The 26,560-nt window shown below is 72.8% G+C and carries 23 protein-coding genes and 1 riboswitch; of the genes, 14 read left to right on the top strand and 9 right to left on the bottom strand.

Annotated elements, in window-relative coordinates; translation table 11 throughout:
• Position 1 precedes the first annotated feature (1 nt).
• Both ACGFYY_RS12090 and ACGFYY_RS12085 read right to left on the bottom strand, forming a co-directional pair.
• Complete coding sequence (locus ACGFYY_RS12090) at positions 2-439, bottom strand: (2Fe-2S) ferredoxin domain-containing protein (RefSeq protein ID WP_365277564.1); 438 nt, start codon at positions 437-439, stop codon at positions 2-4.
• A 9-nt stretch (positions 440-448) separates the two neighbouring features.
• Positions 449-1,489 carry a bile acid:sodium symporter family protein gene (locus tag ACGFYY_RS12085; RefSeq protein ID WP_393708648.1) on the bottom strand — a complete coding sequence of 347 codons (1,041 nt, stop codon included), beginning with the start codon at positions 1,487-1,489 and terminating at the stop codon, positions 449-451.
• 129 nt (positions 1,490-1,618) lie between these two features.
• On the opposite strand from ACGFYY_RS12085, the gene ACGFYY_RS12080 reads away from it, so the two are divergent.
• The 6 genes from ACGFYY_RS12080 to ACGFYY_RS12055 all read left to right on the top strand — a co-directional run bounded on the left by ACGFYY_RS12080 (position 1,619) and on the right by ACGFYY_RS12055 (position 10,241).
• Entirely contained in the window at positions 1,619-2,476 is an 858-nt protein-coding gene (locus tag ACGFYY_RS12080; RefSeq protein WP_365277559.1) for a LysR substrate-binding domain-containing protein, read from the top strand.
• A 103-nt stretch (positions 2,477-2,579) separates the two neighbouring features.
• Positions 2,580-4,403, top strand: a complete 1,824-nt coding sequence (locus ACGFYY_RS12075) for an AMP-dependent synthetase/ligase (RefSeq protein ID WP_393708645.1) — start codon at positions 2,580-2,582, stop codon at positions 4,401-4,403.
• Positions 4,404-4,518: 115 nt separating this feature from the next.
• Positions 4,519-5,787: an ABC transporter substrate-binding protein gene (locus ACGFYY_RS12070; protein WP_393708643.1), complete on the top strand. Its 1,269-nt coding sequence runs from the start codon at positions 4,519-4,521 to the stop codon at positions 5,785-5,787.
• 9 nt (positions 5,788-5,796) lie between these two features.
• Positions 5,797-8,502, top strand: coding sequence for an ATP-binding cassette domain-containing protein (locus ACGFYY_RS12065; RefSeq protein WP_393708641.1), 2,706 nt, complete (start codon positions 5,797-5,799; stop codon positions 8,500-8,502).
• The gene (locus ACGFYY_RS12060) at positions 8,499-9,275 is read left to right on the top strand and encodes an ABC transporter ATP-binding protein (protein ID WP_393708639.1); all 777 of its coding nucleotides are present in this window, start codon (positions 8,499-8,501) and stop codon (positions 9,273-9,275) included. The genes ACGFYY_RS12065 and ACGFYY_RS12060 overlap by 4 nt, the downstream gene beginning before the upstream one ends.
• 117 nt (positions 9,276-9,392) lie before the next feature.
• Positions 9,393-10,241 (top strand): aldo/keto reductase, encoded by an 849-nt coding sequence (locus ACGFYY_RS12055; RefSeq protein ID WP_393708637.1) that lies wholly within the window; start codon positions 9,393-9,395, stop codon positions 10,239-10,241.
• 87 nt (positions 10,242-10,328) lie between these two features.
• Here ACGFYY_RS12055 and ACGFYY_RS12050 read toward each other — a convergent pair whose 3' ends face one another.
• Positions 10,329-11,093 carry a class I SAM-dependent methyltransferase gene (locus ACGFYY_RS12050; protein WP_393708635.1) on the bottom strand — a complete coding sequence of 255 codons (765 nt, stop codon included), beginning with the start codon at positions 11,091-11,093 and terminating at the stop codon, positions 10,329-10,331.
• On the bottom strand, positions 11,093-11,398 hold the full coding sequence (locus tag ACGFYY_RS12045) for a 4a-hydroxytetrahydrobiopterin dehydratase (protein ID WP_033220077.1): 306 nt from the start codon (positions 11,396-11,398) through the stop codon (positions 11,093-11,095). The genes ACGFYY_RS12050 and ACGFYY_RS12045 overlap by 1 nt, the downstream gene beginning before the upstream one ends.
• 174 nt (positions 11,399-11,572) lie before the next feature.
• Between ACGFYY_RS12045 and ACGFYY_RS12040 the strand changes: the two genes are divergently transcribed.
• Together ACGFYY_RS12040 and ACGFYY_RS12035 are read left to right on the top strand one after the other, a co-directional pair.
• On the top strand, positions 11,573-13,360 hold the full coding sequence (locus ACGFYY_RS12040) for an FAD-dependent oxidoreductase (RefSeq protein ID WP_393708632.1): 1,788 nt from the start codon (positions 11,573-11,575) through the stop codon (positions 13,358-13,360).
• Positions 13,361-13,393: 33 nt separating this feature from the next.
• Positions 13,394-14,194 (top strand): helix-turn-helix domain-containing protein, encoded by an 801-nt coding sequence (locus ACGFYY_RS12035; protein ID WP_393708630.1) that lies wholly within the window; start codon positions 13,394-13,396, stop codon positions 14,192-14,194.
• Here the strand turns inward: ACGFYY_RS12035 and ACGFYY_RS12030 are convergent.
• Both ACGFYY_RS12030 and ACGFYY_RS12025 read right to left on the bottom strand, forming a co-directional pair.
• Positions 14,180-14,602, bottom strand: a complete 423-nt coding sequence (locus ACGFYY_RS12030) for a hypothetical protein (RefSeq protein ID WP_393708626.1) — start codon at positions 14,600-14,602, stop codon at positions 14,180-14,182. The two genes, ACGFYY_RS12035 and ACGFYY_RS12030, sit on opposite strands and share 15 nt — an antisense overlap.
• Before the next feature lie 207 nt (positions 14,603-14,809).
• Positions 14,810-15,256, bottom strand: a complete 447-nt coding sequence (locus ACGFYY_RS12025) for a hypothetical protein (RefSeq protein ID WP_393708624.1) — start codon at positions 15,254-15,256, stop codon at positions 14,810-14,812.
• A gap of 249 nt (positions 15,257-15,505) precedes the next feature.
• On the opposite strand from ACGFYY_RS12025, the gene ACGFYY_RS12020 reads away from it, so the two are divergent.
• Genes ACGFYY_RS12020 through ACGFYY_RS12005 form a run of 4 tightly spaced genes read left to right on the top strand, consistent with a single transcriptional unit; the run spans position 15,506 to position 19,839 of the window.
• A complete protein-coding gene (locus tag ACGFYY_RS12020) occupies positions 15,506-16,531 on the top strand; it encodes a hypothetical protein (RefSeq protein WP_393708622.1) in 1,026 nt (341 codons plus the stop codon).
• Positions 16,528-17,163, top strand: coding sequence for a toxin-antitoxin system, toxin component (locus tag ACGFYY_RS12015; RefSeq protein ID WP_365276758.1), 636 nt, complete (start codon positions 16,528-16,530; stop codon positions 17,161-17,163). Before ACGFYY_RS12020 ends, ACGFYY_RS12015 begins: the two co-directional genes overlap by 4 nt.
• 16 nt (positions 17,164-17,179) lie before the next feature.
• Positions 17,180-18,634: an NAD(P)/FAD-dependent oxidoreductase gene (locus tag ACGFYY_RS12010; protein ID WP_393708620.1), complete on the top strand. Its 1,455-nt coding sequence runs from the start codon at positions 17,180-17,182 to the stop codon at positions 18,632-18,634.
• On the top strand, positions 18,631-19,839 hold the full coding sequence (locus tag ACGFYY_RS12005; RefSeq protein WP_393708618.1) for an MAB_1171c family putative transporter: 1,209 nt from the start codon (positions 18,631-18,633) through the stop codon (positions 19,837-19,839). Before ACGFYY_RS12010 ends, ACGFYY_RS12005 begins: the two co-directional genes overlap by 4 nt.
• A 116-nt stretch (positions 19,840-19,955) precedes the next feature.
• On the opposite strand, the gene ACGFYY_RS12000 is transcribed toward ACGFYY_RS12005, so the two are convergent.
• A complete protein-coding gene (locus ACGFYY_RS12000) occupies positions 19,956-20,801 on the bottom strand; it encodes a bifunctional 5,10-methylenetetrahydrofolate dehydrogenase/5,10-methenyltetrahydrofolate cyclohydrolase (RefSeq protein WP_202203591.1) in 846 nt (281 codons plus the stop codon).
• 78 nt (positions 20,802-20,879) lie between these two features.
• Positions 20,880-20,982, bottom strand: a riboswitch (ZMP/ZTP riboswitch).
• A 57-nt stretch (positions 20,983-21,039) separates the two neighbouring features.
• Here ACGFYY_RS12000 and ACGFYY_RS11995 point away from each other — a divergent pair.
• Positions 21,040-21,801, top strand: coding sequence for a class I SAM-dependent methyltransferase (locus ACGFYY_RS11995; RefSeq protein WP_365276767.1), 762 nt, complete (start codon positions 21,040-21,042; stop codon positions 21,799-21,801).
• 215 nt (positions 21,802-22,016) lie between these two features.
• Positions 22,017-23,609, top strand: a complete 1,593-nt coding sequence (locus ACGFYY_RS11990) for an RNA polymerase sigma factor (protein ID WP_393708615.1) — start codon at positions 22,017-22,019, stop codon at positions 23,607-23,609.
• A 71-nt stretch (positions 23,610-23,680) separates the two neighbouring features.
• Here the strand turns inward: ACGFYY_RS11990 and ACGFYY_RS11985 are convergent, their stop codons facing one another.
• Positions 23,681-25,486, bottom strand: coding sequence for a hypothetical protein (locus ACGFYY_RS11985; RefSeq protein WP_393708613.1), 1,806 nt, complete (start codon positions 25,484-25,486; stop codon positions 23,681-23,683).
• On the bottom strand, positions 25,483-26,544 hold the full coding sequence (locus ACGFYY_RS11980) for a MoxR family ATPase (RefSeq protein WP_365276776.1): 1,062 nt from the start codon (positions 26,542-26,544) through the stop codon (positions 25,483-25,485). The genes ACGFYY_RS11985 and ACGFYY_RS11980 overlap by 4 nt, the downstream gene beginning before the upstream one ends.
• Between the last annotated feature and the right edge of the window lie 16 nt (positions 26,545-26,560).

Genomic DNA, 26,560 nt, shown 5'->3' with positions numbered 1-26,560 from the left:
GTCACCGCCCCCGGCGGGCGCGCCGGGAGGCGACGGAGGGCGAAGGCTCCTTCGGGGTCGGGGGGTCGATGCGGTGCAGGTCCAGGGTGGGCGGGACCGGGGTGGTGCCCGGGCCGCCGGATTCGGCCCAGGCGATGATCTCGTCGGTCGCGGTGTCGTCCAGGGCCCAGCCGAACCAGGCCGCGCGGGCGCCGCGGCGGCGGGCCTCGGTGGTGGGCTGGACCACGATGACGTTGGCCTGCGCGCAGGGGCCGAGGCACTCGCTCGTACGGACCGCCAGGCGGCCCCCGGACGCGGCGGCGGCCTCACGCAGCCGGGCGAGCTGACCGGCGTGGTCGGAGCCGGGGTTCTTGCGGGGGTCACCGCAACAGCAGCCACGGCAGACCACCAGCGTGCAGGGGCGTTCGGCGTGCGCGCCGAGCGGGCGTATCCAGGTCACCACCGAACGTTAACGGGCGCGGGGCGCGGGTCGTTCGAGCACGGGCGAGACGTCCGCCACACGGTCGGCGGCGAGTTCGGGCGTCGGATCCTGGGCACGACGCCGGGCGATGACCGCGCAGACCATCAACTGCATCTGGTGGAAGAGCATCAGCGGGAGCACGGCGAGGGCGGCGTGGGCCCCGAACAGCACGCTCGCCATGGGGAGTCCGGCGGCCAGGCTCTTCTTCGACCCGGCGAACTGGATGGCGATGCGGTCCGCGCGGCCGAAGCCGAGGCGGGCCGCTCCGTACCAGGTGGCGAGGAGCATGACGGCGAGCAGTACGGCCTCCACCAGCATCAGGGCGGCGAGCCTCTGGAGGCTGACCTGGTGCCAGATGCCCGCGACCACGCCCGCGCCGAAGGCGGCGTAGACGACGAGCAGGATCGAGCCGCGGTCGACGTGGCCGAGGACCCGCTTGTGGCGGACGAGGAAGCCGCCGACCCAGGGGCGCAGGGCCTGTCCGAGGAGGAAGGGGAGCAGGAGCTGGAGGGTGATCTTCAGGAGGGAGTCGAGGGAGAAGCCGCCCGCGTCGCCGCCGAGCAGGCCGGCGGCCAGGAGGGGGGTGAGGACGATGCCGGCCAGGCTGGAGAAGGAGCCGGCGCAGATCGCGGCGGGGACGTTGCCGCGGGCGATCGAGGTGAAGGCGATGGAGGACTGCACGGTCGAGGGGACCAGGCAGAGGAAGAGCAGGCCTCCGTAGAGGGGGGCGGTGAGCAGGCCGGGGACGAGGCCGCGGGCGGCGAGGCCGAGGAGCGGGAAGAGGACGAAGGTGGCGGCGAGCACGGTGAGGTGGAGCCGCCAGTGGCGCAGGCCGTCGAGGGCCTCGCGGGTGGAGAGCCGGGCGCCGTAGAGGAAGAAGAGCAGGGCCACCGCACCGGTGGAGGCGAGCTCGGCGCTGGTGGCCGCCGGGCCGCGAGCCGGCAGCAGGGCGGCGAGGCCCACGGTGGCGAGCAGGGCCAGGATGTACGGGTCCAGGGGCAGCCGGGCGGGGAGGTGCGGGCGGCGCATGCGGGGGTGCTCACTTGCTGTCGGGGCGGGGTGCTCCCTTCATGGTCGGCGGTGGTCGTTCATCGGGAAACCCGCACACCGCACTCACTGTCATCACGATCCATGATGATCGGCGCTAGCGTGGCCGGTATGTACGACCCGGTGCAGTTGCGTACGTTCCTCACGGTCGCCCAGACGCTCAGTTTCACGCAGGCCGCGGGGCGGCTGGGCGTGGGGCAGTCCACGGTGAGCCAGCACGTGCGGCGGCTGGAGGAGGCGACGGGGCGGCCGCTGTTCGTGCGGGACACGCACAGTGTGGGGTTGACGGAGGACGGGGAGGCGCTGCTCGGCTTCGCGCGGACGATCCTGGAGGCGAACGAGCGGGCGGCGGCCTTCTTCGCGGGGACCCGGCTGCGGGGGCGGCTGCGGTTCGGGGCCTCGGAGGACTTCGTGCTGACCCGGCTCCCGGAGATCCTCGAAGGGTTCCGGCACGAGCATCCCGAGGTGGATCTGGAGCTGTCGGTGGAGCTCTCCGGGACGCTGCACGAGCGGCTGGCCGCGGGGCGCCTGGACCTGGTGCTCGCGAAACGGCGGGGACCCGGAGACGAGCGGGGTCGGCTCGTCCGGCGGGACCGGCTGGTGTGGATCGGCGCGGAGGGGATGCGGGTGGACCCGGAGCGCCCCGTGCCGTTGATCGTCTTCCCGCCGCCGGGCATCACCCGGGCCCGGGCGCTGGAGGTGTTGGAACGGGAGGGCCGGGCCTGGCGGATCGTGTGCACGAGCGGCAGCCTGAGCGGCCTGATCGCGGCGGCCCGGGCGGGGCTCGGCGTGATGGCGCACGCCCGCGGGCTGATCCCGCCGGGGCTGGTGCGCGTGGGCGGGCTGCCGGAACTCGGGCCGGTGGAGTTCGCGCTGCTCCGCGGGCCGCGTCCGTCGGCGGCCGCCGAGGCGCTGGCCGGGGCCGTCCTCTTCGGCGCGGACCGGCTCAGTCGCACGTCAACGGCGTGAACACCGTGATCACTGGGGAGGTCTTGTGGAGGTGTGCGAAGGCCGGTGAACCCCTGTTGACCGTGCGGTACGTTCACCGCGGCGCGCGGAGAGGAGCGGGGCATTGCGCGAGATCACCGTCCCACCCGTCGTCACGGGCGCGCCCGTCGGCGGCCTGGCCGACATCGTCTTCCAGCACGCCCAGGAGGAACCGGACCGGGTGGTGCTCGGCCGGAAGGTCGACGGGGTCTGGCGGGACGTGACGTCCCGGGAGCTGGCCGCCGAGGTGGTGGCGCTCGCCCGGGGACTTCTGGCCCAGGGGGTGCGCTTCGGGGACCGGGTCGCGGTCATGTCCCGCACCCGGTACGAGTGGACCCTCTTCGACTTCGCCCTGTGGGCGATCGGCGCCCAACCCGTCCCGGTGTACCCGACGTCCTCCGCCGATCAGGTGCACTGGATCCTCTTCGACTCCGACTGCACGGCCTGCGTGGTCGAGGACGAGAACCAGGCCATGACGGTGGGGTCGGTCATCGATCGGCTCCCCCACCTGCGCCGGTTGTGGCAGCTCGACGCCGGGGCGGTGGACGGGCTCGTCGCCGACGGCCGCGGGGTGGCCGAGGGCGTGGTGCACCGACACCGGGGTGCCGTGACGCCCGATGCGACCGCCACCGTCATCTACACCTCCGGGACCACGGGCCGGCCGAAGGGGTGCGTGCTCACCCACGCCAACTTCATGTACGAGACCGACACCCTGGTCAGCCGGTGGGAGTCGGTCTTCCAGGCCCGACAGGGCGAGCAGCCGTCCACCCTGCTCTTCCTGCCGCTGGCCCACGTGTTCGGGCGGATGGTGGAGGTGGCCGCCGTTCGGGCGCGGGTCAAGCTGGGCCACCAACCGGTGCTGGCGGCGGCCGAGTTGCTGCCCGATCTGGCCGCCTTCCGGCCGACCTTCGTGCTGGGCGTCCCGTACGTCTTCGAGAAGATCTTCGCGGGCGCACGCCGCAAGGCGGAGGCGGAGGGGCGTACGGGTCCCTTCGACCGGGCGGTGGAGACGGCCGTGCGGTACGCGGAGGCGCGCGAGCGCAAGGCCTTCGGCATCGGGCCGGGGCCTTCGGCCGCGCTGCGCATGGAGCACCAGCTCTTCGACCGGCTCGTCTACGGGAAGGTCCGCGAGGCGATGGGTGGCCGGGTGCGGCACGCCATGTCGGGCGGGTCGGCGATGTCACGGCGCCTGGGGCTCTTCCTCGACGGGGCCGGGATCACGGTGTTCGAGGGGTACGGGCTCACCGAGTCGTGCGCCGCGGCCACCGCGAACCCGCCGGGGGCCACCAAGTACGGCACGGTGGGGCGGCCGATCCCGGGCAGCGCGGTGCACATCGCGGACGACGGCGAGGTCTGGCTGCACGGCAGCCACATCTTCTCCGGGTACCTGAACGACCCTCGCGCCACGGAGGCGGTGCTGCGCGGTGGCTGGCTGGCCACGGGGGATCTCGGCCGGTTGGACGCGGACGGGTACCTGACGATCACCGGGCGCAAGAAGGACATCCTGGTGACCTCCAACGGCAAGAGCGTCGCGCCCGCCGCGTTGGAGGAACGGGTCAGATCGCACCCGCTGGTGTCGCAGTGCGTGCTGGTGGGCAACGACCGGCCGTACATCGCGGCGCTGCTCACCCTCGACATGGACGGGATAGCGCACTGGCTGTCGATGCGCGGCCGGCCGCAGTTGCCGGCGCGGGAGCTGGTGGGGGACCCGGAGCTGACGGCGGAGGTCCGCCGGGCGGTGGTGGCCGCGAACACCCTGGTCTCGCAGGCGGAGGCGATCCGCACCTTCCGGGTGCTGGGTGAGCAGTTCACGGAGGAACGGGGGCTGCTGACGCCGTCGCTGAAGCTCAAGCGCCGGGCGATCGAGAAGGTGTACGCGAAGGAGGTCGCGGCCCTGTACTCCTCCTGAAACAGCGGCCCGGCACCGCAATCTGACGGATCGTCATTTCTCCTGGTCGACAATATTGACGATCCGTCAGGTCGCGCACAGAATGCGGGGATTCCGACCGGAGGGGATCCCCGACATGTTGCGACCGATCCGCACCCTGGCCGCCGCGGCGGCGGCCCTCGCACTCGTCTCCGCCTGCAACTCCGCCTCCACCGCCGGCAGCTCCCCCGGCACACCCGGCCAGGCGTCCGGCAACTCCCGCGGGGTGAGCGCCGACTCCGTCAAGGTCGGCGGGATCGTGTCGATGACCAGCGCCGGCGGCTACAGCAAGAAGGACACCGACCTCGGCGCCAAGGCCCGCTACCTCCGGGCCAACGCCGAGGGCGGGATCAACGGACGGAAGATCGACTACCTCGGCGCGGAGGACGACGGCCAGGACCCCGCCAAGAACCTGGCCGCCGCCCGCAAACTCGTCCAGCAGGACAAGGTCTTCGCCGTCGCCCCCATGAGCTCGGTGACCTTCTCCGGCGCGGACTTCCTGGAACAGGAGAAGGTCCCCACCTTCGGCTGGGGCACCCTGCCCGCCTTCTGCGGCCCGCGACACATCTACGGCTTCAACGGGTGCCTCGTCCCCGCCCCCGGCGGCACCATCAACCAGACCTGGCCCGAGGGCATCGGCCGGATCCTCGGCGGGGCCCAGGGCAGGTCGGTCGCGATCATCGCCAACGACAGCGACGCCGGCACCTTCGGCATCCGCACCTTCCAGCAGGGCTTCGCCGCCGCCGGCTTCAAGGTCTCCTACGCCAAGGCCTCCGTGCCCGCCACCGCCGTCCCGAGCGACTGGTCCGCGTACGTGAAGGAGATCCTCACCGCGAACGACGGCAAGGCCCCGGACGCCGTCGTCTCCGTCATGCAGACCCCGAACAACATCGGACTGTTCACCGCGCTCAAGCGCAGCGGGTACCAGGGGCTGCTCTCCGACCCGACCGACTACGACCCCGGGCTGCTCGCCAAGGACGCCACCAAGCAGGCCCTCGACGGGGTGCACGTGCTGTTGCAGTTCCAGCCGTTCGAGTCGACGGATCCCCGAATGGCACAGTTCAAGGCCGACATCAAGGCGGCCGCGGGCGGCCAGGACATCCCGCTGAACATGCACATGTTGACCGGATACATGTCGGCCGACCTCTTCCTCGCCATCGCGCAGAAGGCCGGCAAGGACCTCACCGTCGAGTCCTTCCAGGCCGCCGCGCAGGGCTTCTCCGACACCGGCACGCTCGTCGGCGACCGGGCGGAACCCAAGGGGCAGAAGGACAGCTTCGGCTGCGGGGCGCTCGTACAGCTGAAGAACGGCGCGTACGAGGTCTCCGTACCGTTCACGTGCTACGAACCGATCCCCTTCAAGTAGGGCAGCGGCATGGGGGATCTGCTCGTCTTCGTCCTGAGCGGTCTGGTCTCCGGCGCCCTGTACGCACTGCTCGCCACCGGGCTGGTGCTGTCGTACTCGGCGTCCGGACTGTTCAACTTCGCGCACGGGGCCACCGCCTACCTGTGCGCGCTCACCTTCTACGAGCTGCACTCGGGCCTCGGCTGGCCCGCCGTCCCGGCCGCCCTGCTGGTGGTGTGCGTCCTGGCCCCCGGTCTCGGCTGGGGGCTGGACCGGCTGATGTTCCGGCGGCTCGCCCGGGTCGGGGAGACCGCGCAGATCGTGGCCACCATCGGGCTGCTGGTGGCGCTGCCGGCCGCCGGGCTGTGGGTGGTGGAGCTGCTGGCGGACGCCGGCGCGCCGGTGCAGCCGGCGGAGAACCAGTTCGGGCTGCCGGGAGTGGGCCCCAGCCCGGCGAAGTCCTGGCAGCTCGCGGACGGCGTCGGCATCGACTCCGACCAGTTGATCACCTGGGTGGTGACGGCTCTGGTGGCGGTGGCCCTGTGGGTGCTGATGCGGCACACGCGGCTCGGGCTGCGGCTGCGGGCCGCGGTCGACAACCGCTCGCTGACCGAGCTGCGCGGCATCAGCGCCGACCGGCTGTCGTCGGTGGCCTGGATGATCGCGTCGGGGCTCGCCGGGCTGGCGGGTGTGCTGGCGACCCCGCTGCTGGGGCTGTCGGCACACGACTTCACGCTGTTCCTCTTCGTCTCGGCCACGGCGGCGGTCATCGGACGGTTCGCGTCCGTGCCGCTCGCCTTCGCGGGCGGACTCGGGCTCGGGGTGCTGCAGAACCTGGTGGCCGGGTACGCGTCCTTCGCCGAGTCCGTCACCGGCTTCCGTACGGCCGTGCCCTTCCTGATCCTCTTCGGCGGCCTGCTGGTGCTGACCCGTCGGGCGCGCGCGGCAGGGGTCGCGGCCGTGGACCCGCCGCCGGTCGACCATCTGGCCGGGGCCTCGTGGTCGCGCCGGTGGGGGGTGTGGGCGGCGGGCGCGGCGCTGCTGTGCGTGGCGTTCTACACCGTGACCACGCCCTTCTGGAGCGGACTGTTGGCGCAGGGACTGGCCGTCGCGCTCGTGTTCATGTCCTTCACGGTGGTGACCGGGCTCGGGGCGATGGTCTCGCTGGCGCAGGGCACCTTCGTGACCGGCGCGGCACTCGTGGCGGGACTGCTCATGAGCCGGGGCTGGCCCTTCGTGGCCGCGCTGGCGGTGGGCACGTGCGTGGCCGCCCTGCTGGGCGCGCTCGTCGCACTGCCGGCGCTGCGGCTGGGGGGCAGGTCCTTGGCCCTGGCCACGCTGGCGCTGGCCTTCCTCGCCGATCAGGTGCTGTTCCAGCTGCGGTGGCTGCGCAACGGCGACGCCGGGTGGTCGATCCCGCGGCCGGTGTTCGGTCCGGTCGACCTCTCCGACGACCGAGCGCTGGGGGTGGCCCTGGTGGTTCTGGTCGCGCTGGTCGCGGCCGGGCTGACCGCGCTGCGCGACTCCCCGTCGGGGCGGGCGATGCTGGCGGTCCGGTCGGCCCCGGCGGCAGCGGTCGCCTCGGGGGTCTCCGTACTCCGCACGAAACTGCTGCTGTTCACCCTGTCGGCGGGGCTCGCCGGGTTCGGGGGCGTGCTGTACGCCTCGTACAACACCCGGATCACGGCGACGGACTTCACGGCGATGACCGGGCTGGTGTGGCTGGCGGTGGTCGTGGCGGCGGGGGTGCGCAGGCCGCAGTACGCGGTGGTGGCGGGGCTGGTGTTCGCCGTCGCTCCGCGGGTGCTGTCCGACTACGTGACCGGGTCCGCGCACCTGCCGGTGATCCTGTTCGGGCTGGCGGGGCTGGCCCTGGCCAACGACCCGGACGGGTACTGCGCGGCGGTTCCGGTGCGGCTCGCACGGCGGCGCGCCGCCGCCTCTTCCCGGCGCTCCGCCCCGGACCCGTCGGGGGCTGCGCCTCCGAGCCCCCGCGCCTCGACCTCCCCCGGCTACCTGAAGGAGGGGCCCCCTGGCGGGGCTGATGTCGCCCTGGAGTTGCGCGAGGTGACCGCCGGGTACGACGGGGGGCTCGTGCTGCACGGGGTGGACCTCGTCGTCCGCTCGGGCGAGATCCTCGCCGTGCTGGGGCCCAACGGGGCCGGCAAGAGCACCGCCTGCCGCGTCGCCGCCGGGCTGCTGCCGGTCGGGGCCGGGGCGGTGTACGTGGGCGGGCGGGACGCGACCCGGGACGGGGCCGTACGCCGGTCGCGGGCCGGGGTGCTGCTCGCTCCCGAAGGGCGCGGGATCTTCCCCGCGCTCACCATCGAGGAGAACCTCGCCCTGTACCTGGAGGACGCCGAAGCCCGGGCCGCCGTCTACGCGCGCTTCCCGCGGCTGGCCGAGCGGCGCCGGATCCCCGCCGGGGCGCTCTCGGGCGGGGAGCAGCAGATGCTGGCCCTGGCGCCGCTGCTCCAGCGGCCTCCGGCGGTGCTGATCGCCGACGAACCCTCGCTCGGGCTCGCCCCGCGCGTGGTGGAGGAGGTGTACGCGCTGCTCACCGAGCTGCGGGAGGCCGGGACGGCACTGCTCCTGGTGGAGGAGAGGGCGGCCGAGATCCTCGGGATCGCCGACACCGTGGCCTACCTCTCCCAGGGCCGGGTGTCCTGGTGCGGCCCGCGGGCCGAAGTGGAGGCCGACCGACTCACCGAGGCCTACCTGGGGACGGCGACATGAGCGAGGGCGGGTACGTACTGGAGGCCTGCGGGGTCGGCGTGCGCTTCGGCGGCGTGCGGGCGCTGACCGGGGTGGATCTCGGGGTCCGCGCGGGCGAGGTGTGCGGGCTGATCGGGCCGAACGGCGCCGGGAAGACCACGCTGTTCGACGTGCTGTCCGGGATCCGCCGCCCCGACCGGGGGCGGATGTTGCTGGACGGGGCGGACGTCACCCGCCGCTCCCCGGTCTGGCGGGCCCGGCACGGGATACGCCGGACCTTCCAGCGGCAGCAGTTGTTCGGGCAGCTCAGCGTGGCCGACAACGTGCTGGTGGCGCAGGAGTGGCGGGGCGGCGGGGGCGGACCGGCCGCCGATCTGCTCGCCCTGCCGACCCGGCGGGCCCGGGAGCGCGAGCGCCGGGCCCGCGGCGAACGGGTGCTGGCCGACTGCGGGATCGGGTCGCTCGGAGCCTCGTACGCCGGCGGACTGCCCGTCGGACAGGCCCGGATGGTGGAGCTGGCCCGGGCGGTGGCCGACCCGCCGCGGGTGCTGCTGCTGGACGAGCCCGCGTCGGGCATGTCCGCGCCCGAGCGGGAACGGCTCGCGGAGGTCGTACGACGGCTGGCGGAGCGGGAGGGCTGCGCGGTGCTGCTGGTCGAGCACGACGTGGGCTTCGTGATGGGGCTGTGCGCGCGGGTCGTCGTGCTGGACCTCGGGTCCGTACTGGCCGAGGGCACCGCGGCCGAGGTGCGGGCGAACCCGCTGGTCCGGGAGGCGTACCTCGGGACGGCCTGAGGGCGCGCCCGCACGAAGCGGACGGCGGGAATACGCCGTACGAGTGGCTGGTTGTCGCCCCTCGTACGACGCTCCATCCAGCCGCACCACCACACCGACGTGAGGGAACGACCAGACGTGAACCAGGTCCCCGCCATCAAGCTCAACAACGGCACGCTCATGCCCCAGCTCGGCTACGGCGTCTGGCAGGTGCCGGACGCGGACGCGGAGCGCGCGGTCGGGACCGCCCTGGAGGCCGGTTACCGCAGCATCGACACGGCGGCCATCTACGGCAACGAGGCGGGTACCGGCAAGGCCGTGGCCGCTTCCGGGCTGGCGCGCGAGGATCTGTTCGTCACCACCAAGCTGTGGAACGGCCCGAAGCAGACGTGGGGCCGGGACCAGGTGCTGCGCGCCTTCGACGACTCCCTGGCCAAGCTGCGCCTCGACCACGTCGACCTGTACCTGATCCACTGGCCGCGTCCGATGCGGGACGACTTCGTCGCCATCTGGAAGACCTTCGAGGAGATCGCGGCGAGCGGGCGCGCCAAGGCGGTCGGCGTGTCGAACTTCCGCCCGGCCGACCTGGCGCGCATCGCCGCCGAGAGCGAGCTGGTCCCGGCCGTGAACCAGGTCGAACTGCACCCGCTCTTCCCGCAGGCCGAGCTGCGCGCCGTGCACGCCGAGCGCGGGATCGTCACCGAGGCCTGGTCCCCGCTGGGCCAGGGCAAGGAGCTGCTGACGCTCCCGGCCGTGACCGCGATCGCCGCCGCGTACGGCCGGAGCGCCGCGCAGGTGGTGCTGCGCTGGCACCTGCAGCACGGGAACGTCGTGATCCCGAAGTCGGTGACCCCCGCGCGCATCCGGGAGAACCTGGACGTGTTCGGCTTCGAGCTGGCGGCCGCCGACATGGCCGTGCTGGACGCCCTGGGCGCGGGCGCGGCGGGCCGCCGGATCGGTCCGGACCCGGCCGAGTTCGACGTGTGACGTGGTTCCGGCCCGGCGCGGGGTCGGCTCCCGGGGTCGGCTCCGAGCCCGGAGCCCGGTCCGGCTCCGGGCGGGCCCGCTCGCGGGTCAGACGCGTACGAAGCTCCGTATGCGGTACGTCGGCTCCGCGCGCGGGACGTCCTGGTCCGGCAGCAGCTCCAGCCGGGCCGCCAGTTCCCGCGCGGTGATGCCGCGCGGGACGATGCGGGAGGCGTACCGGCCCGCGAGCAGGTCCTCGGCGGAACCGCGCGGGGTACGGCCCTGGCCGTGGCCGGTGAACCGGGCCTCGCCGACCGCGAGGAGCCCCGCCCGGGCGGCGTAGGCCTCGACCTCCCCGGAGGCGTCCGAGGGGGTCGGGGTCAGGTGCGCGGCGAAGACGGTGTCGATGTCGCTGCCGACGTCGTGCGCCGAGTCCTTGTCCACGGTGGCGAGGAGGACCCCGCCGGGCCGCAGGACCCGGGCGGCCTCGGCGATCACCGCCGGGACCAGGCCCGGCTCGCGCAGGAGGTGCAGCAGCCAGACCGCGCTCACCGCGTCCAGGGATCGCGATCGGACCGGGAGCCGGGCCGCGTCGGCGAGGACCACCGGGACGCCGCGCCGCACGGCCGTCGCGGCCATGCCGGGCGAGGCGTCGGCGCCCAGGACCTGCAGGGCGGGGCGTCTGAGCCGGCTGGTGACGATGCCGGTGCCGCAGCCGAGGTCGAGGAGGGTGTGCGCGTCCGCGGGGAGCAGCCCGAGGACGGCGGCGGCCGCCGCCTCGGCGCGCGGGACCCCGCCGCGGGTGGCGTCGTAGGCCTCGGCCTCGGCGTCGTAGTCGAGCAGGGATCTCACGGACGGTATGTGCGTGGTCATCAGCTCGCGCCGTGGGCCGGGGCCAGGGCTTCGACGCGTTCGGCGAGGGCGAAGTCGGACTCCGTCACCACATCGCCGGCGTCGTGGCTGTTCACGGAGAGCCGGACCGTGTTGTAGCCCAGGGTCAGGTCGGAGTGGTGGTTCAACTCCTCCTGGACGCTCGCGATATGGGCGACGAGGGCGCTGGCGGCGAAGTGGCCGCCCAGCCGGTAGGTGCGGAAGATCCGGTCGTCCTCGAAGGCCCAGCCGGGGAGCTCCCGCAACCGGTCCTCGATCTCCTTCTGTGACAGCGGCTCACTCGGCATGCACCGGCTCCTTTTCCCCGTGACGTGTAGTCAAGGTTCCCACAGTGCACGGTGGAACAATCCTTTCGCGCCATAGTGCGCTCGGGTACTTCTACGCCTTCCAGGTCCGCCGCACCCCCCATATGCTCCTGCGCCGAACGGACTGTTACCAGCGGTAACGAGGGGGCATTCGCCATGGCGGGCACAGGAAGTTCCAGACGTACGTTCATCGTGGGCGCGGGCGCGGCGGCCGCCGCCGGCGCGGTCCTGACCGGGGTCGGAGCCGCGCCCGCGGCGGCGGCCGGGGCCCTACCGGCTCCCGACGGACGGCGTGTCGCGGTGCTCGGCGGCGGGGTGGCGGGCCTGACGGCGGCGCACGAACTCGCCGAGCGCGGCTACGCCGTGACCGTGTACGAGCGCCGGGCCCTCGGCGGCAAGGCGCGCAGCATGGACGTACCCGGCAGTGCCCGCGGCGGGCGCCGGCCGCTGCCCGCCGAGCACGGCTTCCGCTTCATCCCCGGCATCTACCACAACCTGCCCGACACCCTGCGCCGCATCCCCTTCCCCGGGAACGCGGCCGGGGTGTGGGACAACCTCGTCGCCCCGCGCGAGATGATGTTCGCCCGGGCGGCCGGGCGCGAGGACCTGCGCGGACCCATCCCCTGGCCGGGGCACTCCCCCGCCGAGCTGACGCCCGAGGAGATCCGGCGCGCCCTCACCGGCATCCTGCAGACCCTGGTCCGACTCCCGCCGCACGAGACGGCGTACTTCGTCGACCGCGTGCTGGTCTTCCTCACCAGCTGCGACGAACGGCGCGAGGAGGTCTGGGAACGGACGCCGTGGTGGGACTTCGTGCGCGCGGAGCGGATGTCGAACGAGTACCGGCGCATCCTCGCCGTCGGCATCACCCGCAACATCGTGGCGACCAAGGCCGAGGAGGCCTCCACCCGCACGGTCGGCACCCTCGGCGAGGGCTTCGTCCTCAACCTGCTGGGGCGCGGGGCCGACGGCCCGCCCGACCGGATCCTCAACCTGCCGACCAACGAAGCCTGGATCGACCCCTGGGAGGCCCATCTGCGCTCCCTCGGCGTGGAGTTCAGGATCGGCTGGACCGTCCGGGAGGTGCGGTACGCGGACGGCCGGGTGAGCGGGGTCGCCGTCGAGGGACCGGACGGCGCCGGGCATACCGTCACCGCCGACCACTACGTGAGCGCGCTGCCCGTCGAGCACGCCCGCCGCACGTGGAGCGCGGCGCTGCGGGCCGCCGATCCGATGCTGGGACGCTGCGACCGGCTGGAGACGGACTGGATGACCGGCATCCAGTTCTATCTGACCGAACGGGCCGAGCTGGTGCACGGCCACCTCAACTGCATCGACTCCCCCTGGTCGTTGACGGCGATCCAGCAGGCCGAGCACTGGCCGGCCCGCGACTTCCCGGCCGACTACGGCGACGGCACGGCGGTCGACTGCCTGTCGGTGGACATCTCCGAATGGGACAAGCCGGGGATCCTGTACGGCAAGACGGCCAAGCAGTGCACCCGTCAGGAGGTGGCGCGGGAGGTGTGGGCGCAGCTGAAGGCCTCCCTCAACGACACCGGGAAGACCCTGCTGACCGACAGCACGCTGCACTCGTGGTTCCTGGACCCGGGTGTGGACGGGCTCGGCACCCCACACCCCACCAACCAGGACGAGCTGCTCATCCACCCGGTCGGCACCCTGTACAACCGGCCGAGCGCGGGCACCCGTGTCCCGAACTTCTTCCTCAGCGGGGACTACGTGGCCGTGGACATCGACCTGGCGACGATGGAGGGGGCCAACGCCTCGGCGCGTGCGGCCGTCAACTCCCTGCTGGATCGTGACGGTTCCACTGCCGCGCGGTGCACGGTCCACCGGATGTACCGGGCGCCGGAGCTGGAGGCCGTCAAACGGCACGACCGGTGGCGGTACCGGCTGGGCCTGCGGAACCTCTTCGACCTGGGCTGAGGCACCGGCCCCTCCTCGGCTACCGTCGTGCGCATGACGACGACGGGTCCGACGACGAGTGTGGGCACCTTGCTGCGCGCCTGGCGGGAGCGGCGCGGCCTCAGCCAGCTGGAGCTGGCCGGCCGCGCCGATTCCTCGTCCCGGCACATCAGCTTCATCGAAACGGGTCGGTCCCGGCCGAGCGAGGAGATGGTGCTGCGGCTCGCCGATCATCTCGACGTACCGATGCGGGATCGCAACTCCCTCCTGCTGGCCGCCGGCTACGCCCCTCGTTACGCGCACACCGCGCTGGACGACCCGGCGATGGAGACGCTGCGCGAGGGCATCGCCCGCCTGCTGACGGGGTACGAGCCCTATCCGGCGCTGGTCGTGGACGCGGTGTACGACGTCGTCGCCGCCAACCAGGGCATCGTCATGCTGCTGGACGGGCTGCCGGAGCACCTGCTGACCCCGCCGCTGAACGCCATGCGGATCACCTTGCACCCCGAGGGCCTGGCCCCGCGGATCCACAACCTCAAGGAGTGGCGCGGGCACCTGCTGGCGCAGATGGAGCGGCAGATCGCGCTGGCCCGCTCGGAGCCGCTGCGCGCCCTGTACGAGGAGGTGTCGGCCTATCCGGTCGCCGACCGGGCGGGCGACAGCGCCCCGCAGGAGCCGACCGCGTACATCGCGCTGCCGCTCGTCATCGAGCACGACGGGCACCTGCTGTCCTTCGTGTCGTCCATCGCGACCTTCAACACCCCGATGGACGTGACCGTCGCCGAGCTGGCCATCGAGACGATGCTCCCGGCCGATCCGGCGACGGTGAAGTACCTCCGCTCACTGGGAGGTTGATCCCGCGCGCAGGGCGAGCTGCTGGATCACGGCGAAGCCGGCCACGGTGAGGGCCTGCATCGGGATCCACAGCACGCCCGCGGTGGTGGGCTCGAACCAGAGCGCGAGCGAGACCAGGCTGAGGGCGGCCCAGGCGTAGTTCGTCTCGATGACGAGCTTCACCGGGAGGACGGGCGGCTGTCGCCGCGAGGCGAGCCATCCGACGCCGGCCCCGTAGACGACGAGCAGGATCCCGAGTGCCGACAGCAGCCCCTGCCCGACCCCGAGCAGCCGGCCGAGCGGGGCGGAGAAGGCGACGTACGCGAGCCCGTTGACGGTGGTGACGACGGAGTCGAGGGCGAGGAAGCGGCGCAGCGCGGTCTGCGGGACGCGGTTGCGGGCGAAGCCGGCGAGCGGGGTCGCGGACATGGGAAATCAGCCTCCATCGAGATCGAACGGCCAGGTGGGACACGGATCCCGGGACCGAGTGCGCGGCCCCGGAACCCGATGCGTCCACTGTGCCGGGGGCCGCGGGGAGGGTCGATTACCTCCGAGGTAACGAGCGCCTCCGGTGCCCCCCGTCCCTGCCGCGGCGCGGAACCCGTCCGACGGCTCCTCCGGGGAGGGCGCAGGCCGTCAGGGGTGGTCGCGGAACGCCGCGTGAGCCCGCTCGATCTCGCCCAGGTACTGATCGAGGCGGAAGCGCACCTCCTCGACGGTGGTGCCGTCGGGGCCCGCGTACATGAGATCGGACCAGATGACCGTTTCGCCGAGGAGGCGGACCCGGACGGTCAGTCGGTCCGGGCCCGGGTCGGGACCTGCCTCGGCCGCCACCTCCGCCAGGCGCGGCGCGTCCGTCGGGTGGAGCGGACCGCCCGGGCGGAGCAGGCGCGAGGGGGCGAGGCCGGCCATCCGGTTGTCGCTGCGCGCCACCACGTCGAGGCCGTCGACGAAGAGGTAGGTGTGGACGGCGGTACACACCGGCGGCCCGGGGCACGCACCGATGAGCAGCTCGCTCCTCCCGTGGTCGTTCCGCCTGTGGGGCGCGGTGGCCCGCAGTGCGCGCGGGGGTCTACGCGGCATCCGCCCGAGGTGAGGTCATGGGCCGATCGTAGCGGCCGCGCCGTACCGGTTCCCACTCCGTTTCCCCGTCCAACACCTGTTGTGCGGGCGGAGCTTGTCGTGCCGTATCGGCGCCGGGAGGATGCCAACCCTTTTTGAGCCGCACGGCAGGAAACGTTGGGGTTCCCCTGGTTCGGCCAGGGGTGGGGGGCTAGGCTTCACCGCGTCAGAATCACTCGAACGCCTTGTCGACATATGGAGAATCCGCCGGTGCGAGCCGCCGCCCGACCCGATCTCGCCGCGATCTGGCGTCGTACCCGGGCGCTGGCGCAGGAGCACGGGCAGGATCCGGCCGAGGTGCTCGCGGTGGAGCGACTGAGTCATCTGTCGGGGGTCGCACCCGGGCGCATTCCGCAGGTGGTGGCGGGTACCGCCGTGGAGGCGCCGCTGGAGCGGCGGGTGCACGAACGCTTCCTGCGGCTGCGCGCGACCCGACGCGACAAGCACGGCCGGGAGTGGCCACTGGCCGCCATCGCCGACGACTTCGACGCCCCCGGCGCCTCCCTCGGGCCGCTCAACGCCGGTACCGGGCTGCCTCGGATGGGTCACGCGGCCGGTGTACAGCGGTTCTTCGGCGTTCACGCCGGCTTCCTGCTGGCCGACAGCAAGAGCGCGGTGGAACGGGCCCTCGCCCTGTCCTCCACCACCGTCCCGGACGGCCGGGACGACCTGGAGCACCTGTCGTACCTCACCGGCATGACCCCGCAGGCCATCCGGCTGACCCTGGACGGGCGGCCGCCCCGGCTTCCGCTCAAGGAGCAGGTGCACCTGCGGTTCGAGCACCTGCGCCGCACCCGGGTACGGGAGGACGGCCAGCCCCACTCGTTGGCGGCCGTCGCCAAGTCCTTCGACGCGTCGGGACAGTCGCTGACCCGCCTGGCCCGGGGTGAGGGCCTGCCGAACCTGGCCGCGGCCGCCGGGATCCAGCGTTTCTACGGTGTCGAGGGCGGATTCCTGCTGGCCGAGGACTCCGAGGCGCTCGCCGGTGCCCTCGCCCTGGTCGAGGGCGAGTTGGAGTCGGCGGTACGGGACCGGGAGAACCCGATGCTGGCGGTGCTGCGCGCACACGACGTACGCAGCATCGTCACCCGGGCCGGGCGGCTGTCGCCCCGGGGCTGGAAGTCGCTGGCCGACCACTTGGACGACCTCCTCGCGCGCGAGGGACAGCTCGGAGCCCCGGGCACGAGGGGCGGGTCGCCGATCGAGGGCGTCGCCGCCGAGGGAGAAGCACCATGAGGACCACACGGGCCATGCGCAAGCTGGCCTCCGAACTGTTGGAGGGCGCACACCTGACGCCACCGGCCGAAGCCGGGGAGATCATCGGGGCGCTGTGCACCGCCTACGCCCTCCGGCGCGGCGGAGAGCGGAAGGTCGATGTCCATTTCACCTCCTTCCCGCCCGACACCGCGAGCGGGCTGTGGCTGGAGCTGGACGACGTCGACCTGATCGTCGTCGAGCAGCACACCCGGCCCGAGCACCAACTCGTCATCGCGTGCCACGAGCTGTGGCATCTGGACGAGGGGACCGGCGAAAGCGTCGGTCCGGGCATGCTGGCGGCCGCCCGGCTGGCGGGACACCCCGGCCGCCTCGCCGAACTGCTGTCCTCCGGACCCGGACTGGAGGCGGTGGTCCGACAGGTCGCCGCCCGCGCCGACCAGGGGGATCCGACGGAGATCCGGGCCGAGACCTTCGGCCTGCACCTCGGCAACGCCCTGCGCTCCTACCTGCCGTCACCCCGGGAGCAGCAGCTCCCCGAAGCCATCGAGCGCATCAAGTCCTCACTCGGTTGGGGAAGCCCCGTGCCACGCCGTGACCCGCACCGGCCGGTCGCCGCATCCTTCACGCCGATGCCCTCGGCACGGCCCTGACAGAGAGCACGCCACGATGAACCAGTGCACCCCGCCCCGCCACGCGATCGTCATAGGCGGCAGTCTGGCCGGCCTCCTCGCGGCCGCCGTCCTCGCCGAGCACGCGACGGTCACCGTCATCGAAGCAGACCCGCTGCCCGAGGCTCCCGCCCCGCGTCGTGGACTCCCGCAAGGCCGGCACACCCACCTGCTGTGGTCGGGCGGTGCGCGGGCCATCGAGCGGATCCTGCCGGGCATCACCGACGACTGGACGAAGGCGGGTGCCCTCCGCCGTAGCCTGCCCACCGATCTGGTCACCATGACGGCCCAGGGCTGGATCCCGCGCTGCGCGGAGAAGCAGTTCAACATCTCCTGCAGCCGCGACCTCCTCGACTCGGTGGTCCGTGCCCGGGTGACCGGTCTGCCGGGGGTCTCCACGCTCCGGCGGAGCCGGGTGCGCGCCCTGGAGGGCACGGCGTCCCGGGTCACCGGCGTCCTGGTCGACACCCCCGAGGAAACGGGCAGGCCGCTGAGCGCCGACCTCGTGGTCGACGCGAGCGGTCGGGGCTCGCGCGCCCGGACCTGGCTCCAGGCGCTCGGCGTCACGGGCATCCGACAGGCCGAGGTCGACTCGGGGCTCGTCTACGCGACGAGGATCTTCGAAGCCCCGGCCGGGGCCCACGCGATGGGCTTCCCCATCGTCAACGTCCAGTCCGACCCCCGGGTCCGCGTGCCCGGGCGGACGGCCACGATCGTCCCGATCGAGAACGGCCGGTGGCAGGTCACCCTCTCCGGGACCCGCGGCGGCCAGCCGACCGGCGACCCCGACGCCTTCATCCCGTTCGCCAAGTCGGTCCGGCACCCGATCGTCGGTGAGCTCCTGGAGGGCCGCAGACCCCTGACGGACGTCGCCGTCACCCAGGGCACCGCCAACCGCCGGATCTACTTCGAGAAGGCCGAGCTGCCCGACGGCTTCTTCGCCGTCGGCGACTCCGTCGCCACCTTCAACCCGCTCTACGGCCAGGGCATGACCGTCGCTGCGCAGGGCCTCCTGGCCGTACGCACCCTGCTGCGGGCGAAGGGCCTGGAGCATCCCGGGATCGGGCGCGAGGCACAACGGGTCATCGCGCCCCAGGTCGGCACCGCCTGGGAGCTCGCCACGTCGCAGGACATCCTGTATCCGGGGGCCACCGGGATGAAGCCGCGCGCCGGCACCGGTCTGCTCAACGGGTACGTCAACCGGCTGATGACGGGGGCCACCACCGACGAGGCGCTCACCGCCGCCCTGTTCAAGGTCCTCACGATGAGCATCGCGCCCACCCACTGGCTCCGGCCGTCGCTGGTCTGGCACGTCGCGCGGGCTTCGGACCGGGGAGCGCTGAAGGCGCCGCCGCTCACCGCCGCGGAACGGGCCGTCGCCGGACTCGACCGGGCGCCCGGCCCGACGGAGGACCCGGTCGGCCCCGCCGACGCCGTCGGACAGGCCCGATGAGCGGCGGGATCCTGCCGCTCCTGCCCGCTTCCCTGATGATCCTGGCGCTGCTGATCAAGGTACCGAAGCTGCGCCGGGACCGGGACCGGCCGTTGAACCGGACGGCGTGCGCGCTCCTCGCCGTCGGGGCACCCATCAACTTCCTCGCGACGCCGTCGACCATCGCCGCGGTCAACCGCCTCACCGGCGTGGTCAACTTCTCGGCGCCGCTGGTGTTCGGCCTGTGCACCGTGTTCTCCGGGCTGTGCGTCGTCCTGGTCCTGCAGTGGCGCGGCGGGCCGCCCGCGGCCGTACGCCGGGCCACCCGGCTGACCACGGCCCTGTTCGGCGCGGCGACCGTGGCCATCGTCGTCCTGTTCGTCATCGGCGACGCACCGGTGGAACGGCTCGAGGACCTGGACACGTACTACGCGACGACGCCCTGGATCCGCGAGATGATCGTCTGCTTCCTCCTGGCGCACACCATGGGCACCTCGGGGCTGACCTGGCTGTGCGGCAAGTGGCTGACGCGTGCGGACCGCGCACTGCGCCCGCTGCGCACGGGACTGGCCCTGATCGTCGTCGCCGGGCTGATGGACCTGGCCTACCTGGCCGCCAAGTGGGCCTCGGTCGTGGCCCGCTGGACCGGCCACGACCTGGTGTTCCTGTCCACGGACGTGGCGCCGCCCCTGGCCGGGGCCGCCGGGCTGCTGCTCGGCGCCGGATTCCTCGTGCCGCTGGTCGGCGGGTCGGCGACCTGGGTGGCCCTCGGCCAGTACCGGCGGCTGCGCCCGCTGTGGAAGGCGTTGCGCGGATTCGCGGCGACCCAGGGACGGACCGTTCCGCTGACCTGGTGGTCCCCGGTGGGGATCCGGCTCATCCACCGCGAGTCGGTCATCGACGACGGCATCCTGGCGCTGGCCGGCTGGTTCGACCCCCGGGTGCGCGGCGCCGCGTACGAGGCGGCCCGGGACCGCGGCATGAGCGAGGCGCGGGCCGCCACGGTCGCGGACGCTGCCGTCCTGGCGGCCGCGTGCCGGCTCAAGGCCGCCGCCGCCGGCGGACCCGGGCCGGGGCCGGCGGCGATCCCGCAGCCGTACCGCCTGGGCCGGCTGCCCCTGACCGCGCTGGCCCACGCGTTCCGTACCTCCGACATCGTCGCCGCGGCCCGTGATGCGGCCACGGCCGGCCCGCCGGACGTGACCCCCGACCCGGTCGGCGCCTGAGGGGAACGAGCCACGGCCCTCCGGCCGGGTTCCCGCGACAGCACGACGCCCCGGAACGAGGGTCCGGGGCGTGCGTCGGCGCGAGCGTCCCCACGCGGGGTCGGCGCGCGGTGCGGTCAGAGCTCCGCGAGGTCCAGTCCGGCCTGCGCGGCGGCCGCCTGCACGGTCTGCTCCAGCAGCACGGCGATGGTCATCGGGCCGACACCGCCCGGCACCGGGGTGATCAGCGAGGCGCGGGCGGCGGCCGACTCGAAGTGCACGTCGCCGACGTTGCCCTCGTTGTAGCCGGCGTCCAGGACCACCGCGCCCGGCTTGATGTCCTCGCCCCGGATGAACTCGGCCTTGCCGACGGCGGCGACCAGCACGTCCGCCTGGCGCACGATCGAGGGCAGGTCCTGGGTGCGCGAGTGGCAGTAGGTGACGGTGGCGTTCTGCTCCAGCAGCAGCATCCCGGCAGGCTTGCCCAGGATCGCGCTGCGGCCGACGACGACGGCGTGCTTGCCGGTCAGGTCCACGTCGTAGGCGGCGAGCAGCCGCATGATGCCGCCGGGGGTGCAGGAGACGAAGCCCGGCAGGCCGAAGCCCATGGCGGCGAAGGAGTGCATGGTGACCCCGTCGACGTCCTTGCCGGGGGCGATGGCCTCGAAGGCGGCGCGCTCGTCGATGTGGTGCGGGACGGGGTGCTGCAGCAGGATGCCGCTGATCTGCGGGTCCTCGGAGAGCGCGGTGAGGGTGGCCACCAGCTCCTCGGTGGTGGTCCCGGCCGGCAGCTCGACGTGGCGGGAGGTGATCCCCGCCTTGGCACAGCGGTTCTGCTTCATGCGGACGTAGGTCACGGAGGCCGGGTCCTCGCCGACCAGCACGGTCGCGAGGCAGGGCGCGGTGCCGGTGCGCTCGGTGATCTTCGCCGCGTAGGCGGCGGTCTGCTCCGAGATGCGGCGGGCGAGGGCCGTGCCGTCCATCAGCCGGGCGGAGCCGGAGTCAGTGGCGGGGGCAGTCTGGGCAGTCGTCACGGGGTCTCCTGAACGTCGCTGCGGATCGCGGTTCGCCCAGGCGCGCGGCAGTCGACGTACCGGAGGTCCACAGGTACGCCGGGCCGCTCCCCGGTGGTGATCCACCCGAACGCCAGTCACGGCCCGCCGACCACTGTAGTCGACATATCCGGTGGTTGTCGGGCGTCCGACCTGGGACGATCAATGCATGACGCGTACTTTCGACCATCTTGTCGCCGAGGCCGAGTCCGTCTCCGTGGACGGCTGGGACTTCTCCTGGCTCGACGGCCGGGCCACCGAGCAGCGCCCCTCCTGGGGCTACCAGCGGCTGATGAGCGAGCGGCTGGCCCAGGTGCGGTCCGCGCTGGACATCCAGACCGGTGGCGGCGAGGTGCTGGCCGGATGCGCTCCGCTGCCGCCGCTGACGGTCGCCACCGAATCCTGGCCGCCCAACATCGAGAGGGCGACGCGGCTGCTGCACCCGCTGGGCGCCGTGGTGGTCGCCGACGCCGACGAGCCGCCGCTGCCCTTCGGCGACGCGGCCTTCGAGCTGGTGACCAGCCGGCACCCGGTGTCGATCTGGTGGGACGAGATCGCGCGGGTGCTGGCACCGGGCGGCAGCTACCTCTCGCAGCAGGTCGGTCCGGCGAGCGTCTTCGAGCTCGTCGAGTACTTCCTCGGCCCGCAGCCGGAGGAGGTCCGGCGCGGCAGGCACCCCGACGACGCGGTCGCCGACGCCACCGCCGCCGGCCTCGAAGTCCTCGATCTGCGCTCCGAACGTCTGCGCACGGAGTTCCACGACATCGGAGCCGTGATCTACTTTCTACGGAAGGTGATCTGGATGGTGCCCGGCTTCACGGTCGGGCGGTACCGGGACCGGTTGCGTGAGCTCCACGAACAGATCGAGAAGGAAGGTCCGTTCGTCGCTCACACCGCCCGCTTCCTCATCGAAGCCCGCAAAACGGGCTGATCTGAAGGGCGGACGGATCTACGCGGTTCCGGGTTGCGTGGCCACAGCGTGGCGCAGGTCACTCAATTCAGCGCGTAACGAATCGACTCGGGCATGCGATGAACCGACAGGTGTCCTCGCGCGGCCCGGAATACAGACCCCCCTCGGGTCTGTTTCCCGAGTTCGCGCGATGATGTCCCGCCCACCATTTATCTGTTCGCAACGAGAGGCTCCTTGTGTCGCTCAGCCCGTCCCGTACGTTCCCTCCGGAGATCGCCGAATCCGAGGCCCTCGTCGCGCTCGTCGAGCGCGGCCGCGAGCAGGGTCACATCAACGGTGACGACGTGCGCCAGGCCTTCGAGGCCGGCCGCATCCCGGTGGACCAGTGGAAGCGGGTCCTGCGCAGCCTGAACCAGGTCCTGGACGAGGAGGGTGTCGCCCTCCACGTCAGCGCGGCCCCCGCCACCAAGGCTGCCGCGAAGAAGCCCCGCAAGGCTGCCGCCGCCCCGGCCCGCACCGTGGCCAAGAAGGCCACCGCCGCGCCGCGCCCCATCGGCGCCCGTAAGACCGCGGCCACCGCCGCGGCCACGGCCGCCACCACCGCCACGGCGATATCCGCTTCGTCGGCCGCCGCCATCGAGGACGAGACGTCGGCCGAGGCCGCCGCCGAGCCGAAGAAGCGCACGGTCAAGAAGACCGCCACCAAGAAGACCGCCGTGAAGAAGACCGCGGCGAAGAAGACCAGCGCCAAGGACGCCGACGAGGGCGAGACCCCCGTCGTCGAGGGTGAGGACTGGGCTGCCGAGGACCTCGCCGACGAGGCCGAGGAGGAGGCGCCCAAGACGGGCGGCACCCAGGGCTTCGTCCTGTCCGACGACGACGAGGACGACGCTCCGGCGCAGACGGTCATGGTGGCCGGTGCCACCGCCGACCCCGTCAAGGACTACCTCAAGCTCATCGGCAAGGTGCCGCTCCTCAACGCCGAGCAGGAGGTGGAGCTCGCCAAGCGCATCGAGGCCGGTCTCTTCTCCGAGTACAAGCTCGAAGAGGAGGAGGACCACAAGCCCGCCTTCAAGCGCGAGCTGGAGATCCTGGTCGAGGACGGCCGCCGCGCGAAGAACCACCTGCTGGAGGCCAACCTCCGCCTCGTGGTCTCCCTCGCCAAGCGCTACACCGGCCGCGGCATGCTCTTCCTGGACCTGATCCAGGAGGGCAACGTCGGCCTGATCCGCGCCGTGGAGAAGTTCGACTACACCAAGGGCTTCAAGTTCTCCACGTATGCGACCTGGTGGATCCGGCAGGCGATCACGCGTGCCATGGCCGACCAGTCGCGCACCATCCGCATCCCCGTGCACATGGTCGAGATCATCAACAAGCTCGCCCGTGTGCAGCGCCAGATGCTCCAGGACCTGGGCCGCGAGCCCACCCCGGAGGAGCTGGGCAAGGAACTCGACATGACCCCCGAGAAGGTCATCGAGGTCCAGAAGTACGGCCGCGAGCCGATCTCCCTGCACACCCCCCTGGGTGAGGAGGGCGACAGCGAGTTCGGTGACCTCATCGAGGACTCCGAGGCGGTCGTCCCGGCGGACGCGGTCTCCTTCACCTTCCTCCAGGAGCAGCTCCAGTCCATCCTGGGCACGCTCTCGGAGCGCGAGGCGGGCGTGGTGTCCATGCGTTACGGCCTCAACGACGGCCAGCCGAAGACCCTGGACGAGATCGGCCGCGTGTACGGGGTCACCCGTGAGCGCATCCGCCAGATCGAGTCCAAGACCATGTCGAAGCTGCGCCACCCGTCGCGTTCGCAGGTGCTGCGCGACTACCTCGACTGAGTCGATCTCCTCCAGAACGCCCCTGACCTGCGCATCCGCGGGTCGGGGGCGTTCTGCGTCGCGCCGTGCGATCAGGTCAGGCGGAAGACGGGGCCCTTCGGGGTGAACGGCAGGGAGGCGCCCTGCGGGATCAGGTAGGCGTGCTCGCGCCGGATCCGTAGGGTGTCGCACCAGCCGTCCGTGATCACCAGGACCGGGGCCCCGGGCGGGAAGTCCTCCGCCCGCTGGAGCAGGTCGACGCCCGGCTGCAGCTCGGTGCCCCCGCGGCCGCGGACCCGTACCCGGCCCGCGATCTCGGTCGGGGGCAGGTAGCCCGCGTCGTAGGGCGCCGCGTCGCAGAAGACGACGCGCGCCGCCGGTACGTCGCGGGCCTCCGCGTACGAGGCGATCGCGCCCAGCGCCTTGCCGAGCAGGGCGGCGTTCATCGAACCCGAGGTGTCGAGCACCACGCCGAAGGTGCAGCGGGCGATCTCCTCGGGCGGGAAGTGGCGGCCCGCGCGCGGGATGTCCGGGGTGGACGCCTGGCGCCGCGCCGGGCGCGCGAAGCTCCGTACCGGTTCCGGGCGCGGCACGTACGCGTCGAACCAGCGGGCGAGCCGGGCGTCCCAGGGCACGGGCGGGTGGGCCAGGGCCCGGATCTCCTGGATCAGTCCGGCGGGCAGCAGGCCTCGCTCCCCGTAGGTGTGCAGGTCGAAGCCTTGGACCAGGCCGCGCCGGTAGAACTCGTCCAGGTCGGTGTACGGTGCGCTGCCCGGGTGGGGCAGCGGCTCGCCCAGGATGTCCCCGCGGCCCTTGCCGCGCAGGGTGGCGAGGCGGCGCATCCGGCGCACGTCGGTGGTGATCCGGTCGTAGACCTCCTCGACGGAGAGGTCCTTCAGCTCCGGGTCGTGCAGCAGCCCGGACGGCATCGCGCCGACGCCCATCTCGACGAGCCAGCCGTTGACCACGTAGTCGGCGGCCACGTTGTGCAGGTACGGGTCCCGGGCGCCGCGGCGCTCGCCGTGACGCAGGGCCGCGTGCAGCATCTCGTGGGCCAGGATGAACCGCCATTCCTCGTCCTCGAAGGTGCGCAGCGGGTTGACGTAGATCTCCCCGGCGGTGGCGCTGACGGCGGCGATGTCGATGCCCTGGGCGCGGGCCAGCTCGACGTCGGCGACGATCTTCAGACCGCTGGCGAGGCCGCCGAGCAGCGGGTACGCGGAGACGAACCAGTTCAGGGCCCGCTCCCACGGCTGCGGTTCGCGGTCCTCGCGGCCGGCGGCGCGCTCCATGGTGACGGACACGGACCGGGTGAGGGCGTGGGCGAAGCCGGTCTGCCAGTCCGGGACGGCCTGCCAGTGGGTCCACACCTCCAGCAGCTGGTCGGGGGCGCCGGCCGGGCCCGTACCGCAGTCCTGGTAGGCGGCCGGGACGCCGCCCCGGCGCCAGGCGCGGGCGAGCTGTTCCTCGTCGCCGCCCGGGTACTGCTGGGGCAGGTGGTCGGGGGCGCGGCCGACGGGGAAGGTCTGCAGGAAGCGGTTGACGACGACGCAGCGGGCGGCCAGCTCGACGGGGTCGGGCCGGCGCCGGACCGGCTCCTTGGCGGCCGGTACGTGACCGAAACCGAGGTGGAGCAGGCAGTGGGCCAGCGCCCAGGCCCACTCGGCGTGGTCGGCCCGGCGGGTGGGGTGGGCGTGGATCACGCCGTTGGACGTGACCACGGCCGTCCCGGCCGCGTTGCAGGCGGCGCAGCGGGCGTCACGGCAGTGGGTGGCGGAGACGGCGTGCAGGGCCGGGTTCGCGCGGATCGCGGCCCGGCCGGCTTCGTAGGCGAGGGTGGCCGGGTCCTGCTCGTCCTGCTGGGCCTGCTTGCCCGGGCGCCCGGACCGGCGCGTCACCGGCGCGCCTCGACCAGGCGGGGCATGTCGCGGGCGGCCTCGATGAGGAACCAGGCGGGCAGCACCGGCAGCCCGTCGGCGTCGTCGGCGATGACGGTCTGGGCGACCTCGACGGAGATCTCGGCGAGCTGGACGAGCAGGGACTTGGCCCGGTAGGCGGTCTGCCGGACGGCGGGCGAGACGTGTTCCTTGCGGGCCGGGAGTTCCTTGACCAGGCGGCCCCGGAAGGCCTCGGCGAGGTAGTAGAGCAGGTCGCGGTCGCCGAGCCGGGCGGGCCAGGAGGCGTCGCCCTTGATGATCGCCTCGATGCCGAAGGTGTGGCGGACGATCTTGGCGTAGCCGCAGAAGGAGACGGCGTGCGCGGGGGTGAGGGTGCCGTGCGCGATCACCTTGAGGGTCTGCTCGTCCAGGTCCGGCCCGAAGGAGTGCAGGGCGTCCGAGAGCATGTGCCAGGAGCGCGGGGTGGAGAAGGGCTCCTCGGTCTTGGGCGGCTGCGACCAGAGGTGGTCGGGGCGGTCGGTGAGGTGATCGGTGATCCAGGGGTGGATGCCGTGCTCGCCCGCCCAGACCAGCCAGTCCTGGGCGGACGCCTGGAGGTGGACGTGGGTGAGGCGGTTCACCAGCGCGGAGGCGATCGGCCGGGCCAGCGCGTTGTCGGTGGCCCGATTGCCCGCGCCGATGACGATGGAGCCGGCCGGGAGTTCGTAGGAGCCGATCCGGCGGTCGAGGATCAGCGAGTAGAAGGCCTTCTGGACGTCCGGGCTCGCGGCGTTGAGCTCGTCGAGGAAGAGGCAGTACGGCTCGTCGCGGGCGATGGCCTCCGGCGGGCAGAACACGGACCGGCCGTCACGGATCTGCGGGACACCGATCAGGTCCTCGGGGGCGAGCTGGGTGCCGAGCAGGCTGACGCACTCCAGCCCGAGCGAGTCGGCGAACTTCCTGACGAGCGAGGACTTTCCGATGCCGGGAGCCCCCCAGAGGAACACGGGCCGGACGGTGGCGAGACCGAGCAGCAGTTCGGGGATCTGGGCGGGGGTGACGGTGACGGCAGCCTGCACGGGCGTGGATGTCCTC

The sequence above is a fragment of the Streptomyces sp. NPDC048331 genome (assembly GCF_043201215.1).
Taxonomy (GTDB): domain Bacteria; phylum Actinomycetota; class Actinomycetes; order Streptomycetales; family Streptomycetaceae; genus Streptomyces.
Note: the sequence above shows the minus strand (reverse complement) of the source record. Positions and strands in the feature narration are given on the sequence as shown.